The organism is Bradyrhizobium glycinis, from assembly GCF_016031655.1.
Taxonomy (GTDB): domain Bacteria; phylum Pseudomonadota; class Alphaproteobacteria; order Rhizobiales; family Xanthobacteraceae; genus Bradyrhizobium; species Bradyrhizobium glycinis.
The window spans coordinates 143,262-155,423 of record NZ_JACCHQ010000014.1 but is presented as its reverse complement, the minus strand read 5'-3'; the positions used below and the strand labels follow the sequence as shown (position 1 = coordinate 155,423).

The following is a 12,162-nucleotide window of genomic DNA, read 5'->3' as shown; positions in this document are numbered from 1 at the left end:
TCCGCCCAGTACACCAGCGAGCAGTTCCAGCGCTTGATGGCCGACCACGGCATGGTCTGCAGCATGAGCCGTTCCGGCAACGTCTGGGACAACGCGGCGATGGAGAGCTTCTTCTCGTCGCTCAAGACCGAACGGACCGCCGACAAGATCTACCGAACCAGAGACGAGGCACGAGCCGATGTGTTCGACTATATCGAAAGATTTTACAACACGATCCGCAGGCACTCGACCATCGGCTATCTCAGCCCGGTTGAGTTCGAGCGCAAGGTGGGATTAGCTTAACCTGGTGTCCATCAAACCGGCAGCAGCTCACGACGATGAGATCGACTTTAAGGTGGACCAGTTCACTCGCCAGTGCCGGAAACCGTTCGACGTTCAAGTCCGCAGCTCGAACCTCTACGAACACGTTCTGACCATCGATGTAGCCGAATTCGCGCAATCCTTGATCAAAGGCTTTTAGGGCTGCGCGCGCCTCGGGAGACTCGATCGGACCCGTCACCAGGAAGCCAATGCGAGGTACACTCTTGGGCTGCTGCGCCCACGCCCCGAGCGGCCAAGCTGCCGCTCCGCCAATAATACCAAGAACTTCCCGTCGCAACATCATATCGGCGAAAACGAGTACATTGATACGGCGGAAACCAGCTGCGCCCCCGTAAAATGAGGTGTCCGAACTGGGTCAAAACCTGCCGTCGGGCACACGGCATCGATTGGTCGCTAAGGGCCAGCAGCGGAAGTGAACGTGGACTGGAGTGCCGGGTTTTCCGATGCCCTTTCCAGAAGGGCCGACCTCAGTCTGGACCCCAGCCCCATCGCCCGTCAGTGTGGGGTCTTTTTCGGGGTTCTTGAACCTTTGCATGGCTCGCTTGGACCTACTGGTAATCACCATTTACAATCTCAAGGAGCTGAAGGGCCGCCCACCTACGCTAGAACAGGAGGAGGCTTTGGTGAGTGAAGGAGAACTGAAGGCAAGCAGGTTTCTTGTTCGGCTCGGATCCGCCGGTTGGATGGTTTACGATCGCGAGCGAAAGGGTCCGGCCCTGATTGGAAGCGATTGGGCCGCCAATTTGACAAAGGAGCAGGCCGAACGCGCTTACAGTGCTCTTTGTCATTCAGCGTCAGCCATGCCTGCTCGCCGGCATTCGTCGAGCGGCAGCTGGCCGACAAAACCGGCTTCTTGATCTTTTCGATGCCAGCACCGACACCCGGACCAGGGTGAACCGGCAGGCCAACGCTTTCCATACCCACGACACACGGCGCCTCACGCGCGTTCCGATCCACCAGTAATCGACAATTTGACTCTCGCACGCGACGCGCTTCGATGGGCGACATGCCTCGACAGAAGCGCCACACGCCCACACACGCTGAGGACCGGCCGATGAAGATCACGTTCGGCGAGATGCGCGGCATGGGCTTGCGCGGGATATTGGTCTACTGCCATTGCGGCCATAACGTTGCTTTGAGCTCCGATCGATGGCCAGACAACGTCCGCCTTTCCGACCTTGAACCGCGGTTTGTTTGTCAGGGATGCGGGAGCCGCGGCGGCGACGTGCGACCTGACTTCGAGCGGGGTAACACGCGGCTTGCGATCACAAATGAAAGAGACCGCCCATCAGGGCGGCCTCTTCTGGGGGAGATGAAGGATAAGTACAGCCGCGAGACCGAATGCCACCAGGCAAGCGGCAGCTAAGGACCAAAGCGTTATCGCGATTTCCCTTGGCGTTTATTGTTAATAGCGCGCACCATTCAACGTTCCAGCAAGAGAGCAGAATTGTCCGCGCCGGGAACTACTTCGGCTTCTCTGCTCGGATGCTCAAAACGTACAACACATTCTGAAACTCGTCTGTCACTTCCATTTTCCAACCGTGGCCAGGCGACAGTTTCCCGTTCAATGCCTGCAGTGTCTGGCCGGCCATTATCGTGGCCTCCTTCCAAGCAGCATGCTTGTCGGGCAATTCCTCGCCTTCGTCGTCAACCTGCGTCCGATAATGCGTAACGTGAAAGAAATACCTCGGCATACTGAAAAAATGCTGCCGTAAGTACAAGGTTCCCCGAGAACTGTTCCGAGAAGTTTCCGGTTTGGAACCGGCACCGCCTATCTGGGTTAGCGACACATAATTATCGTTTGGAGGAGGAACGTATGTTTCGCACTTTGGCAGTTGTTTGCTTGACGGTTGGGTTGGCAGGACCGGCGCTCGCCCAAAATCAGCCCGCCAAGGACAGGCCCAACAACAACGCGGTCAACAGTTCGGGCCAGAATAACTCGAATGCTCCTGTTGCAGGGCGCAACAGCTTCACTGAAAGCCAAGCTAAGTCCCGGATCGAGGGCGCCGGCTATTCGAACGTGACCGAGCTGAAAAAAGACGACAACGGCGTATGGCGTGGGAAAGCCAAAAAAGGAGGGTCGACCACCTCCGTGAGCTTGGATTTCCAGGGCAACGTCAACCCGGCAAAGTGAAGGACTTGAACATGACAGTCACTGTCTCTCGCCTCTACGACTCTTATTCGGATGCACAAAGCGCAGTAACCCGTCTTGAAGCTGCCGGCCTGCCGCATTCCGACATTAGCATCGTTGCAAACAACTCAGACAATTGGTTCAGCGGCGATAAGAAAGATCGAGACGCCGATGGCGTTGACGACCGCGCAGAGGGTGCTGGCAAAGGCGCCGGTATCGGAGCCGGCCTCGGCGGGGCGGCAGGTTTGCTCGCGGGCCTGGGGCTGCTTGCGATCCCCGGCTTAGGTCCGGTCGTTGCGGCCGGTTGGCTTGCCTCCACGGCCGTGGGAGCGGCAGCAGGGGCAGCTACCGGCGGTATCGTTGGAGCCCTGATGAATGCTGGCCTGTCCGAAGATGATGCTCACGCTTACGCCGAGGGCGTTCGTCGAGGTGGCACCCTTGTGACCGCGAAAGTCCCGGACGCGGATCGCGCTCGGTTCGACAGCATTTTGAATGAATCGGCCATTGATCTTGCAGACCGCCGTCTCGCCTGGGAGAAAACCGGCTGGAAACGGTTCGATCCGTCAAGTCGTCCGCTCAGCGCGGATGAAATTCGACAGGAGCGGCAGCTATACGGAACAATGCGCTGATCTCAGCAGAACTAATCTAGCAGACGGCCTCAGGGGACCACCTGAGGCCGTTCCCATAACTCAAATGAGAGTTTCTCTCCTCTCGAAAAGCAGACCTTCAGCCACTATCTCCGATGGATGCGTATGGCGTACGAGCTCTGCTTGGCAACCGCCGCCGAGCAGGTCCCTTCAGGACCGGACTGGATTCACGAGGTAAAGCACGACGGCTATCGGATGCTAGTGATCCGAGAGAACGAACGCGTGCGCCTCCTCTCCCGCAACGGCACCGACTGGACGAAGCGCTATCCCTGGATTGCCGAGGCCGCGCTGAAGAACCGGCAGAAGCGCTTTGTGATTGATGGCGAGGCCGTCATCCTCGGGGCAGATGGGATCAGCGATTCAACGCTCTGCACAGCCGCCAATACGATGACGAGGTGCAGCTGTACGCCTTTGACATCCTGGTTATGGGCGGCAATGATTTGCGGCCCCTTCCCCTCCACCTTCGCAAAACAAATCTGCAGCAGCTATTGGCCCGCCGGCCGGATGGCATCAGCGTGGCGCCGTTTGAGCGAGGTGAGATCGGGCCAGACCTCTTCTGGGCCGCTTGCCGCATGGGACTTGAGGGCTTGGTTTCCAAGCACCGCGATCGGCCGTACCGTGGAGGCCGGCAGAAGCACTGGATCAAGGTGAAGAACAGAACCCATCCTGCGATGGGACGAGAGCTATGAGCCGGCAGGGCGCGCCTTATCAATCACCGCAATCACTGTGGTTGGCTTCATTGTCGCATTCTAGTTCTTATGGCCGCAAATGACGAAAGACTGGATCAAGGTCAAGAACCGAGAGCACCCGGCGACTACCCGGGAGTTCTAGATGCCGTAATGGGCCCTGCTCCGAGCAAGGGGTCATGATGGTGGCTGTCCCCCGATAGATGATGAAACGGGGTCACGACTTGAGTCGGGCCCAAGCATCTAGAGACGGAGGACAGCCGTGGAGAACTATGCCGGAATCGACGTGTCATTGGAACTGTCGAGCGTGTGCGTTGTGGATGCCCAGGGTAAGATCCTGAAGGAAGCGAAGATCGCGAGCGAACCCGACGCCTTAGTCGACTTTTTCGAGAGGCTTGGCTTTGCAGTAAAGCGAATTGGGCTGGAAGCGGGGCCGCTGTCGCAATGGCTGCATGCAGGCTTGAAAGGAGCGGGGCTCGAGGCGGTCCTGCTCGAGACGCGACATGTTAAGGCCGCATTGTCTGCAATGACGGTGAAGACTGATCGCAAGGATGCCCGCGGGATCGCCCAGTTGATCCGGATGGGATGGTTCCAGCCGGTACACGCGAAGTCGGTCGGCGCCCAGGAGATCCGGGCACTCCTGATCGCACGCAAACAGCTTCTCGGGCGACTTATCGATGTGGAATTAAGTATCCGAGGGATTTTGCGCGGCTTCGGGCTGAAGGTTGGCCCGGTGACGCGGAGGAGTTTCGAAGCGCGGATCCTAGAGTTGGTTGCGGGACAAGCGACATTGGAGCGTATTGCCAGTGCGATGCTTTCGGCACGATCGGCCTTGAGGGCAGAGTACGGAAGGCTGCACAAGGCTGTGCTGGCAATTGTGCGTGACGATGCAGTCTGTCGCCGGCTGATGACAGTACCGGGTGTTGGCCCCCTGGTGGCTGTTACCTACAAATCAGCGATTGATGACCCTCATCGCATCGTAAAATCGAAGGCAGCAGGCGCGCTGTTCGGGCTTACGCCAAAGAAATATCAATCGGGAGAAAAGGACGTCACAGGCGGGATCACGTTGGCCGGTGACGAGACGGTGCGCACGGCGTTGTATGAAGCCGCCAACGTTCTGCTGTCGCGCATCACGCGGTTCTCAAAACTCAAGCGCTGGGGGATGGACGTCGCCAAGCGGCGAGGCTCAAAGCGCGCAAAGGTCGCCCTGGCACGCAAGCTCGCGGTGATCCTGCATCGGATCTGGATCGACGGCACAACTTACCGATGGACTGACGCCGGCTCGATCGCAGCATAGAAAACGTGGAGGAGATCAAGAACGCAACCGGGCTGAACTGAAGCTCGGTGCCCGAAGTCCCGTCGCCGGGACGGTGGATCCGGTGAAGCCGTTACACGGCCAGTGGTCGTCATCTGACGAACCACGCGTATCTAGATAGGCTCACCGCTCCCTCTGACAGCATGATGTGGCGGCCAGGCGTTGACCACGGACAGAAGCATGAGCTCGGCGACGAGACGTTCACTCGGGAGGCTTGACATCATCGGGCCCATTACAGAAGGGCGTGTACTCATGAATCCGGGATGTCCGCTCATCCCCCAACGGCGCGCAGAAATGGACATTGCATGAGGTCCGAGTTGGGCCAAGAGGGGACGCGCGTCTTTTTATATCATAGCGCAGTTGGCGACCCGAATGATAGGTTATCTCGAAAGTCGTAAGCCAGGGAGGATTGAAATGATTCGCCTGCTCGCGCTCTTTTTCACTGGTCTCGCCTTTTGCCCTCTGGGCGAAGCCCGGGCCGATTACCCCTCCAGGCCGATTACGCTCATCGTGCCATACGCGGCCGGTGGATCGAACGACACCTTGTCGCGAATTCTAGCCGAGCACTTGTCGAGGACGCTCGGGCGGCCCGTCATCATCGATAATGAGCCTGGAGCCGCAGGCACGACAGCGACGACGCGCGCCGCCCATGCGGCATCGGATGGCTATACGATCATTATGGGCAACATGGGAACGCATGGTGCCGCCCCTGCGCAATATCCCGACCTCAAATATGATCCGATCAATGATTTCACGCCCATCGGCATCGCGGCCGAAGTGCCTGCAGTGATCGTGACCCGAAAGGACTTCCCAGCCGACAGTCTTCCCGACTTCATCGCCTACGTCCGGGCGAACCAGCATAAGGTCAACGAAGCGCATGTCGGTGCTGGAGCGCCCACCTATCTCTTTTGCACGCTGCTTCAATCGATGCTCGGAATCCAAACCGGGCGCGTTCCCTACCGTGGCGGCGCGCCAGCGATGAATGATCTAATGAGCGGTCAGGTCGATTTCAGTTGCATTTCGCTGAGTGGGGCAATCTCGCAGATCCAAGGCGGTACCCTGAAAGCGATCGCAATCGCGAGTCCGCGGCGCACTGAGCTGATTCCGAACGTCCCGACAACTGCTGAAGGTGGCCTGCCTGAGTTTGTCGTCTCGACCTGGAACGCGATTTTCGCGCCCAAAAATCTGGATCCCGAAGTTCAATCCAAGCTCAACGAGGCGTTGAAAAAAGCCCTGGACGACGAGACGACGCGGAAACGACTGGCCGAGATCGGATTCGTCATTCCTGAAGCCACACGACGAACGCCCCACGCCCTCCGCGAGCTTGTCGCCACCGAGGTACCCCGCTGGGGAAGGGTCGTGAACTCGCCCCTCGCAAAGCAGAACTGATACTCGACGAGAACACGGAATGCCGTACGTAAAGCGAGATAGACATTTCTTCTGCCCGTGAAACAAATTCCGCTTTGGAAGGCCGATCTAGCATTCATGCTCGCAAGCAATTTCAAGCGAGATGGCGAACTGAAGAACGTAGTTCTAGCCGCCTGTCGATTGTTCGCGTTTTTACACAGCCAGGGTCAAAAGCGTCGGTTTGAACGGTGCCGTGTCACTTCCAGTGTGCCTCGATCAGCAGACCATATCTGAGCCAAACCGAACTTCGCCATCGCGCCATGACCAGACCTCAGCTTGTGAAAGCGTATCGGATGCAGACCCTGCGCTGTGAAGAAAGGATCCGCACTGGCTCAGTCTAAGTCGGAACTGCCTCCATGACCTGGAAGTGCGAGCCCGCGCGAGCCGTGCCGCGGTCTCAAATCCGGCCGTTCGACATAGAGCGGAATACTCGTCGTAGCTCCGTTCAAGCGCTCCGAGCATGACGAGCATATTGAGGTCACTGAATTTGGAGATCGGCCCCTCGTGATTGGCATCGGCCTTAATTAGGCTCGCATCGACCGCAAATCCGTCACCGCCGACCAGTCGTTCCTCGTTGCAGCGGCGCACCACGCTCTCGAAAACGCGACGAATGAAGCTGGAGCGGATATGAGACGGCCATGCCACTTAATGAGAACAGCCTCCAGTCGATTTCTGGCGGCACGCCGGACAGGTAGCCCCGATAGAATCGAGAACATCGCGCATCTGGGCGACCGCCTCAGTCCGGGATATCCCCGGCGCTGGACTGGTCCCCCTTGGCGCTTGGACACCTTTCAAATTCAACTTAGGACCCTAGGGAAATACGGACAGCACCTCACCGCCTATTGAGTCGCGGGTGCTCGTCAGACATTCCGGCTGGCTCTCGCTATTCAACGCTACGCAGATCACACAATTCGCCAGCATCTCCCTTAAACGGTCGCCGAAGTTCGGCCGAATGGTAGAAGAACGACCCCAGGCCTGGATCAATGACCCAGGGCTGGGGCCGCTCGGGCTACGGATGAGATAGCCTTGCGCCTAAGCGCACGAGGATCAACATGGGCCGGCCCGCAGCGTTCCTAGTTCACTCCTGGCGCCTTTTTTTCTGAGTGGTGCGACGCCGGCCGAGCTGCGTGCGTCGTTCAATAGCCTTCCGCATGGCCCGCATTCCAATCAGGGCGGTTGACCGGCGTTCCTAAGCTTCCGCGTTAGGAACGGAGGCCGTTCAAACAGCATTTTACCTGGCATGCCGAAGTACTTCTTTAATGTGCACGACTCGCACCCAATGAAGGACAGCCTGGGAGAGGAATTGCCCGACGATGAAGCGGCTTGGAAGGAAGCCATAGGCTACGCGGGAGCCCTGTTTAAGGACATCGACGGCAAGTTCCGTCCAGGTCAGGAATGGTCGCTAGAGGTGACCGACGAAGCCGGGAAGCCGATCTACTTCATCAGTATTGGATCTCGAAGAATGAGATAGCAGCCGGCGCTGGCCTGCGAGGGAATCGCGCGTCGTGGGTCGCCTCGCCCGAAATCGGTCGGACGTCGGCGCCGCGGCTGCCGCAGCCCTCGCGCACAAAACGAGGCTCAATGTCAGAAAGACATACGTCGTCCAGCCAGTGAGCTGTCCGTCGCGACGTTGTGGCCGCAGTGGCAATAGACCAAGATGCCGCATAAGCCGATCTCGCGCGTCTGCGAGGTGATCCTCATAGGCTGGGGTTGCGGTCCGTGAGCGTAGGGCCGTGGGGTGGCGTTGGGTACTGTCCTACTTAGGACCCCCACTGAATGAAGTAGGACACAACGCGGCGTAATTTTATCAGTTGGGCCATCGCATCTGTTGCCGAACAAGGTGCTCTATGCCGAAGACCTCAATCCTCCCCCCGGGTTGGGGCCTTTTTTTGAAACAGCGGCTGAGGCTCTTTTCTTTGAAACACAGAGAAAACGAAGACTCGTCGTGGCCTGGCTAAAACTGCGAAGCCTTCGAAACTCCAGCGGGGAGTTGTCTACCGATCTGCTGGCCAATTCCGAGGTCTGCACGGAGTCCTTGAAGCGCGCTCTGCTTGTGTCAATGCGCGCTGTAGATGTAAGGCATCCTCGCGCAGCTCATTGGCTATCCTGGGATCGAGTTGGCAGCCCTGTTTGGACGGCAGGTCTCCCATGGGAAATATGGCCCACCGTCGGGTCTGCTGAACCGACATCGGGACGATCGAAGAGGGGTTTTTCATTTTCAGTTTGAATGGATCGGTTGGCCGCCTAGTCAAGGCCGAAGACATTCGTCGATCAGTTCTGGTGTCCGCAGACCTAAGGCAGCATCAAGCTTAGCTTGCTCAGTACGCTGAAATGGGCTTCGCCGAGATTCATATCCACCAGGTGGGACGGCGCCAGTTGAGCTTCATCGAGGCATTCGCAGAGCAAGTGCTCCCGGCCATCAAAAGAGAAGAGGACATGCTGAAGAGGAGCATCCGCAGCTGAACGGCAGACTGCGGCAACCTGCGTCCTGAGATTGCGGCGCCGCGATCTGAATTGTCACCCAGTCGGGCTGATGTTCGGATCATCCGGTTCAGGCAAAACACCGCAGCCGGGCGTCTTGTCCGAGTCGGTTAACTTCGGTGTCGCGTGTGGTCCTGCTGGATGTTCAGCTGCCTGTTTAGCGCGTTCATCGCGGATCGATTGTAGCTTGGGTTCTGAAGGTCGTTGCATCGCATTCTCCTGTCCGCCTTGCGGGTAACCCGACTGCTTCATCAGCGCGCGCGGGAGCTGAACGTTCCAAGCAATAGTGTGGTTTAGCAAGTGCGTCGCGCGTGCCGGAGGTGACCTCAGAGCAGCGATTTAGGAACCGTGGATCGATGCTCCGGGTTGGGACAACAAATCGGAGACGCTCGCCATGGTCGCAAATCTTCCCCGAATCGAAGAAAGAGAAGGCACCCGCAGACTGATGATGTTCGGATGCGCCATCGCCGCGGTTCTTTTCGTGGGCTTTGCGTTATGGTTTGTCGCACCCCAGATGTTCGGCGCAACCGACTACGTGGGACGTCCGTCGACCGGAGCCGATAACAGCGCGCCCGCCACGACGGTCGGGACGGGAGTTCCGACACAGCGGGAGGCGATCAGCACAAGTGCGAAGGAAGATCCGGCTCAAAACGAAGACTCGACGGGCCGTCGGGCCCGCGAAATCCGGCAAACTGCTGGCCCAGCGAACCTCAGCGATGTGCAACGCGAACAGCTCCGTGCTATCTTCTCGTCGGCGTCAGCGCCTGCCATGGATCGTCCCAACTTCGAGATGATGATTGGGACGTCCGTTCCCCGCCAGACAGCGGTCGCCGACCTACCGCCGGAAGCAACTCAAGTGCTGAATGGATTTTGGGGAGACCAGTATCTGATCACGGGCAAAAGTCTTGTGATTGTTGACCAACGCTCCCGGCGCGTGGCAGCTATCATCGCCGACGTGCGCTGAACCGAGTTTTTGCGTTCGACTGGTAGATAGATAGTTGCCGGATTCGACTTCTCGATCGCGGCGCCCAGCGCGAGTTCGGCAAGGACGTCCGTGGGCCAATGTGCCAGGAGGGCTATTCTGGTTGCCGGGAGCGCTCCACCAACGCAAAGATATGCGTTCTTTCCCCGGCGAAGCCCAAGCCAGCGCTCCGACAACAGCTCCCGGGCCGCACCGCTTCCCGGCGATACCGACACCTATAATCAGCACCCAGCACGCAATCGTCAGGTCGTTTCCGGTCGTACAGCTCTTAATGACTTTCGGACCAGCGATCGTGCCGCCACCGGACATGGCTCGCCGTCGCGCGATGACCTTCATGAATGGTGGAAATCGCTGGCATGCCGCCCGCCCGATGTACTCAGGGAGCAAGATTACTGTTCCTGCAGCTTGCATTTGTCGGGGATATAACTCCCGAAGTTCAAAGGAAGGTCAGGGTGCCCCCTTTCCTTGGCCTCAACTCCTCTGCTCGGCGGCCGGTCGGCGACGCCGGTCTGCCTTTAGCTCGAATGAAGACGTCCGGGCACAATTCTCCCCTCTCGCGGACGAGTACCCGGTCGGCGCCACCGGATCGGACCGGGGAAGCTATTCGCGATGCTCAGGGCACGTGCCTCGTCCGTTTCAAGAGCTATTTTTTGGGCGAGCATGACATCGCCCTGGACCAAGCCACCCACCGGGACGAAGCACCACCCCATGCCCAGCCGGCCGTATTCGTCGATCTCGTTGACGTTGGCGGACGTTCCCCGCCGGATGCGGTACCGCTTTCCCGTATCGCACCCAACCACGTCGAAGTGCCCCTTCCTCTCGAACTCGGCCCTTTGCTGGGGTGAGAGCCAAGAGCGCAGCAGTCGCAGCGCTCGAGCTTGAACCGTTTTCTCCTCCTTTGCTGCTTGATAAAGCTGACCAACAGCCATGCTCCGAGGGGTCCATGAGCCGATGCGACGAGACCTTCTCTTCACTGATGCTCACCCACCGACGAGCCGCGGGAAGAACAATGTCTCTTCCGCGGTCGGATCGAATGCGGTGATTTTCGTTACCTCACCGGGCTCGTTCCGCACCGCCGCGGTGTATCCTTTGCTGGTAAATTGCAGAAAAAGCCTCTCCGCCTCTACCAACGCTTCTGCATTGGAGTTGTCGAAGAAGTGGCGGCTGTCGCCGCTGTGATCCATCACGATTTGCAATGCCATGCTGAGACTCCCGATTGCACCTCACAAGCAATGTGAAAGCCGAGCCCTCGTTCCTAACTGACCCAATCGCCACCGGAGATCTATCGCTCTGCTCGTGGTGATGGGACCGGTGCAGTGGCTTTGTCCGTGTCCCCGACGATAGCCTCAGCTTGGTCGGGGCTCGACCGCATGTGGACATAACGGTGTCGCGCCACACTGGAGTGACTGCGCGGTTCTCAATGGATGGATCGCGTGCTGCCGTGCAGCCCGCCATTGTCGCCCCAAATGTTGACCTCACCGGTGTCCTGAGGCTGACCGGCGGGGCCTTGTCGGTCCTGCAGGTTCGGGGAGTTTGCGATGGACCAGCGCAGGTTCCTGTCACTCTTCCCTGATTGCTGTCACCGAGTGAATACACGGATAGGGGGCCACGAGCCGCCTGAACAATAGGGCGGTGCCGAAGAGCAGCCTTATAGACCTCTTATGGCCGTCGCGGTGCCTTTCGGGCGCCGACGCAAGCAAGAAGCAAGCCTTCACCGAATTTAGAACCAATTGAGTGCGGCGCACGGGAGCTGCATGAGAGCAGCGAAGCTGCTCGCCGGGTAAACCCGGCGGACGGGGGTGCGGCACCCGCTTTCAAGAGAATACGGGGGGACCATTGCGGGCACATGGGGTCACCGACATCATTATGCCGGGCATGGACGGTCACGAACTAGCGCGTCACCATCGGCAAGCGACTTTGCGCCATTCGGGCTTGGGTCAGCCACGGGCGAATTCCGGAAGTCGCTCGTTTCAAAGCGCCAAGGAGAGCTGCCGAAGACCGCCGCTGATTAAGCACTCTCGCGCGCCTGAGTTGTGCATCTCAGCTGAGCATCAGGGGCGTCATAAGGTTCATGGATTGGGAAACGCGTCTTGCCCTTTCAGGCCATTTCCTATTGAGGACGAGCAGTCCTGATTAGGGCTCTCGCGACTGACAGAATTTGGGGGTCCGTCAACTAACCTTAAAACTTAGGA

Annotated in this window: 11 protein-coding genes and 2 pseudogenes; 10 read left to right on the top strand and 3 right to left on the bottom strand. The window is 58.6% G+C overall.

Annotation, left to right across the window (positions count from 1 at the left end):
- Nucleotides 1–3 precede the first annotated feature (3 nt).
- From HZZ16_RS20960 to HZZ16_RS38175, 3 genes and pseudogenes are all read left to right on the top strand, one after another.
- A pseudogene (locus HZZ16_RS20960) lies at nucleotides 4–282 on the top strand (IS3 family transposase); the annotation flags it as partial.
- 4 nt (nucleotides 283–286) lie between these two features.
- The gene (locus tag HZZ16_RS20955) at nucleotides 287–460 is read left to right on the top strand and encodes a hypothetical protein (RefSeq protein WP_197951213.1); all 174 of its coding nucleotides are present in this window, start codon (nucleotides 287–289) and stop codon (nucleotides 458–460) included.
- Nucleotides 461–1,375: 915 nt separating this feature from the next.
- Nucleotides 1,376–1,687, top strand: coding sequence for a hypothetical protein (locus HZZ16_RS38175; protein WP_311974219.1), 312 nt, complete (start codon nucleotides 1,376–1,378; stop codon nucleotides 1,685–1,687).
- A 97-nt stretch (nucleotides 1,688–1,784) separates the two neighbouring features.
- Here the strand turns inward: HZZ16_RS38175 and HZZ16_RS38295 are convergent, their stop codons facing one another.
- On the bottom strand, nucleotides 1,785–2,015 hold the full coding sequence (locus tag HZZ16_RS38295) for a DUF6894 family protein (protein WP_376707578.1): 231 nt from the start codon (nucleotides 2,013–2,015) through the stop codon (nucleotides 1,785–1,787).
- Between the two features lie 122 nt (nucleotides 2,016–2,137).
- On the opposite strand from HZZ16_RS38295, the gene HZZ16_RS20945 reads away from it, so the two are divergent.
- From HZZ16_RS20945 to HZZ16_RS20915, 7 genes and pseudogenes are all read left to right on the top strand, one after another.
- Entirely contained in the window at nucleotides 2,138–2,455 is a 318-nt protein-coding gene (locus tag HZZ16_RS20945) for a PepSY domain-containing protein (protein WP_197951211.1), read from the top strand.
- Nucleotides 2,456–2,466: 11 nt separating this feature from the next.
- Nucleotides 2,467–3,081 (top strand): general stress protein, encoded by a 615-nt coding sequence (locus HZZ16_RS20940; protein ID WP_197951209.1) that lies wholly within the window; start codon nucleotides 2,467–2,469, stop codon nucleotides 3,079–3,081.
- Nucleotides 3,082–3,198: 117 nt separating this feature from the next.
- A pseudogene (locus HZZ16_RS20935) lies at nucleotides 3,199–3,788 on the top strand (ATP-dependent DNA ligase).
- Between the two features lie 259 nt (nucleotides 3,789–4,047).
- Nucleotides 4,048–5,082, top strand: coding sequence for an IS110 family RNA-guided transposase (locus HZZ16_RS20930; protein ID WP_197951206.1), 1,035 nt, complete (start codon nucleotides 4,048–4,050; stop codon nucleotides 5,080–5,082).
- 432 nt (nucleotides 5,083–5,514) lie between these two features.
- Nucleotides 5,515–6,489, top strand: coding sequence for a Bug family tripartite tricarboxylate transporter substrate binding protein (locus tag HZZ16_RS20925; protein ID WP_246510272.1), 975 nt, complete (start codon nucleotides 5,515–5,517; stop codon nucleotides 6,487–6,489).
- 1,258 nt (nucleotides 6,490–7,747) lie between these two features.
- Entirely contained in the window at nucleotides 7,748–7,978 is a 231-nt protein-coding gene (locus tag HZZ16_RS20920) for a DUF6894 family protein (protein ID WP_197951204.1), read from the top strand.
- Between the two features lie 1,404 nt (nucleotides 7,979–9,382).
- Complete coding sequence (locus HZZ16_RS20915) at nucleotides 9,383–9,952, top strand: DUF1236 domain-containing protein (protein ID WP_197951202.1); 570 nt, start codon at nucleotides 9,383–9,385, stop codon at nucleotides 9,950–9,952.
- 533 nt (nucleotides 9,953–10,485) lie between these two features.
- Here HZZ16_RS20915 and HZZ16_RS37250 read toward each other — a convergent pair.
- Together HZZ16_RS37250 and HZZ16_RS20910 are read right to left on the bottom strand one after the other, a co-directional pair.
- On the bottom strand, nucleotides 10,486–10,899 hold the full coding sequence (locus tag HZZ16_RS37250) for a hypothetical protein (protein WP_246510268.1): 414 nt from the start codon (nucleotides 10,897–10,899) through the stop codon (nucleotides 10,486–10,488).
- Nucleotides 10,900–10,950: 51 nt separating this feature from the next.
- Nucleotides 10,951–11,172 (bottom strand): hypothetical protein, encoded by a 222-nt coding sequence (locus HZZ16_RS20910; protein WP_197951200.1) that lies wholly within the window; start codon nucleotides 11,170–11,172, stop codon nucleotides 10,951–10,953.
- Between the last annotated feature and the right edge of the window lie 990 nt (nucleotides 11,173–12,162).

What these genes read in the sequence shown, in the direction of transcription:
- HZZ16_RS38175 (WP_311974219.1), top strand. Translation starts at nt 1,376, where the DNA reads ATGAAGATCACGTTCGGCGAGATGCGCGGCATGGGCTTGCGCGGGATA.
- HZZ16_RS20945 (WP_197951211.1), top strand. Translation starts at nt 2,138, where the DNA reads ATGTTTCGCACTTTGGCAGTTGTTTGCTTGACGGTTGGGTTGGCAGGA.
- HZZ16_RS20925 (WP_246510272.1), top strand. Translation starts at nt 5,515, where the DNA reads ATGATTCGCCTGCTCGCGCTCTTTTTCACTGGTCTCGCCTTTTGCCCT.
- HZZ16_RS38295 (WP_376707578.1), bottom strand. Translation starts at nt 2,015, where the DNA reads ATGCCGAGGTATTTCTTTCACGTTACGCATTATCGGACGCAGGTTGAC.
- HZZ16_RS20940 (WP_197951209.1), top strand. Translation starts at nt 2,467, where the DNA reads ATGACAGTCACTGTCTCTCGCCTCTACGACTCTTATTCGGATGCACAA.
- HZZ16_RS20915 (WP_197951202.1), top strand. Translation starts at nt 9,383, where the DNA reads ATGGTCGCAAATCTTCCCCGAATCGAAGAAAGAGAAGGCACCCGCAGA.
- HZZ16_RS20910 (WP_197951200.1), bottom strand. Translation starts at nt 11,172, where the DNA reads ATGGCATTGCAAATCGTGATGGATCACAGCGGCGACAGCCGCCACTTC.
- HZZ16_RS37250 (WP_246510268.1), bottom strand. Translation starts at nt 10,899, where the DNA reads ATGGCTGTTGGTCAGCTTTATCAAGCAGCAAAGGAGGAGAAAACGGTT.
- HZZ16_RS20920 (WP_197951204.1), top strand. Translation starts at nt 7,748, where the DNA reads ATGCCGAAGTACTTCTTTAATGTGCACGACTCGCACCCAATGAAGGAC.